The 2,693-nt window shown below is 36.5% G+C and carries 2 protein-coding genes; both read right to left on the bottom strand.

What is annotated here, in order from left to right; all coding sequences use genetic code 11:
• Positions 1-4 precede the first annotated feature (4 nt).
• Positions 5-1,507, bottom strand: coding sequence for a leucyl aminopeptidase (locus tag WGMM_RS01270; protein WP_240991824.1), 1,503 nt, complete (start codon positions 1,505-1,507; stop codon positions 5-7).
• Positions 1,508-1,603: 96 nt separating this feature from the next.
• Entirely contained in the window at positions 1,604-2,245 is a 642-nt protein-coding gene (locus tag WGMM_RS01265; RefSeq protein ID WP_038248867.1) for a protocatechuate 3,4-dioxygenase, read from the bottom strand.
• Between the last annotated feature and the right edge of the window lie 448 nt (positions 2,246-2,693).

Here is a 2,693-nt window from a genome sequence, read left to right as displayed (position 1 = left end):
ACCTTTAATCATTGGCTTCGTAGTACTTCTCAACCAACTTATTAAGTAACCTTACACCAAAACCTACTGCTCCTCTTGGACAAATGTCAGTACCTTTCTCGTGCCAAGCAGTGCCTGCGATATCTAAATGTGCCCAGCAAGTTTCATTCACAAAACGCTGTAAAAACTGTGCAGCCATTATGCTATCTCCACCAGAGCCTGCAGGAGCGATGTTTTGAACATCAGCCATCGGTGAATCAATAATTTTGTCATAAGTTTCATTCATAGGAAAACGCCATAACTTCTCATTTACTTCATTTCCGGCATCAATGAGACGGTTTGCTAATTCATCATTATTTGAAAAAAGACCAGCATATTCGTTATTTCCAAGTGCAACCACTATAGCTCCAGTTAAGGTTGCAAGATCAATCATAAATTGTGGTGAAAATCTCTCTTGCGTATACCACAAAGCATCCGCAAGTATAAGCCTTCCCTCTGCATCAGTGTTTAACACTTCTATCGTCTGCCCAGACATTGAAGTTACTACATCACTTGGTCTTTGAGCATTACCACCCACTGCATTTTCTGCAAGTGCGACCACGCCGATTGCATTTACTTTTGCTTTTCGTCCTGCTAAAGCATGCATCACCCCAACCACAGTAGCAGAGCCTGCCATGTCATATTTCATCGACTCCATACCACGTGAAGGTTTGAGTGATACTCCACCAGTGTCAAACGTTATACCTTTACCAACAAAAGCTATAGGCCTTTGTTCTTTAGAAGTTCCATTCCATTTTATCACTACTAATTTTGGTTCTTTACTACTTCCTTGTGCAACTCCAAGCAAGGCTCCCATTTTTTTCTCTTCCATCTGCTTTTTATCAAGCACCTCGATTTCAAGGCCAAGCTTAGTAAGTTCTTTTTTTATATGATCAGCATAGGATTCTGGATATAGAATGTTAGGAGGCTCTGTTATAAAAGAGCGCGCAAGGAATATACTCTCACCTTCTTGCCTTAAGTGCTCAAATGATCTTTCAGCATTACTTAATTGTTCATCTTTTACTAATACGGTAATCTCCTCTACCTCTGTAATTTTCTCATCCTTTTTAGTTTTATACTTATCAAACTTAAAACTACGCAGAAACGCACCATATGCAACATTTGCTGCACTACCTTCGATTAAAACCGCTGCTTTTTTAATTTTTAATCTGCTTAGCTCACAATATATTCTACCACCAATATTTAATTCTTTATTTTCATTCCATTCATCCTTCTTACCCAGTCCAACAACTACAACATTTTTTTCTTCTGGCAAAGCAGCAGAGAAAAATTCACCAAAACTTCCATTGAAATCGCTAAATTGCTTTATATTATCTATGACCTGTTTTCTTTGCAAAACTCCGCTATCATTTATGGTTTCGTTGTCTTCAAATAAACCCATTACTATTGTTTTAAAATCGGGCGAAATTTTAGAAATTGTTATTTTCATTGCTGGTATCTCCGTTGCAAATAATTGTAAATTGTACATAAAACATAGCAAAAACATCAGTAAGATATTTTTCATATACATCCTAAGTACAATAACACTTAAGTTTACTATGGACTCCCTTACATGCAAGGGTTTTTATCTTCTATTAGAGAACTTATTATATCCGCCCAAGGTAATGTTAAACGTATAGGTTTTTATGACCTGATCACTGTAAGTAAATGGTGTTATGAGAAGGCTTGCAAGCCCATTACTAACAAAATCTCCAAGAACAGGATCAGCACAATTATCGCAATTATGGTCAACAAAAAACATTTGCGTTGTGAATTCCGGAAAATCCGGATGTTGAACTAGAAAGTTGATATGTGGAGCTCTATCACCAATTTTACCAGGTGCTATCGTAATAAAATTATAATAGCCAAGATTATTCACTACAAACCTTCCTGATCCAGCAAAATTCGGATCATCCTCTATATTCTTATCGTAATGGTTCACGCCGCGTGAATTCGCGTGCCATATAGAAACTACAGCATTTTGTATTGGTAAACAGTTTATATCAGTAATTCTACCCACTATGTGTATTAATTCTCCTGTTGCACTATTTGGAGAACCAGGTTTCCTTCTTAAATTGTTTGAAGAGCTAAAATTTTTTGGCCTTGCATCAAGGTCATATATTTCTGGAGTTTCAATGCAGTTGAGCAAAACAGGATCAGCTGCAAATAGCGGCAAACTGAATACCATTTGTGCTAAAAACGCTAATAAGATATTTTTCACATTCATTTCATTTATAATAGACTTCTTGCGCAACCATATAACAAACTTTTATTGGAAATAGAAACGAAAAACTTGCTTGACACCCTTCGCCAGCCCCCTTATCATAAAACTGAAGGTGTTCAGTTATCTTCATCTGTGCAGATTAAACAGCAAGAAAACAACGTAGTTGGCGTCTTATTTTTAAGTTTTTGCACTATGTCCACCTTGTGTCTTCGCAATATTTCTAGGTTTTTACCTACACAAGCTGAAACGCGCTATTTAAAACATTAAAAAACGCCAACTTAAAAAATGGATAGTGAATAACTAGCTACCCTAGGGTTTCTTTTGTCTTTTTTTTCTGTTTAGTAAATTGTATCCGTTCAGCGGAGTGGTAGAATAAGGTAGACAAAGCAAGATAATAAAGATAATCATAGAGCAAAAGTGAGGTAATGTGGTAAACCTTTTAGAACTTTGC

The organism is Wolbachia endosymbiont of Glossina morsitans morsitans, assembly GCF_000689175.1.
GTDB classification, from domain to species: Bacteria; Pseudomonadota; Alphaproteobacteria; order Rickettsiales; family Anaplasmataceae; genus Wolbachia; species Wolbachia pipientis.
This window is presented reverse-complemented; position numbering and strand designations above follow the sequence as displayed.

What these genes read in the sequence shown, in the direction of transcription:
- WGMM_RS01265 (WP_038248867.1), bottom strand. Translation starts at nt 2,245, where the DNA reads ATGAATGTGAAAAATATCTTATTAGCGTTTTTAGCACAAATGGTATTC.
- WGMM_RS01270 (WP_240991824.1), bottom strand. Translation starts at nt 1,507, where the DNA reads ATGTACAATTTACAATTATTTGCAACGGAGATACCAGCAATGAAAATA.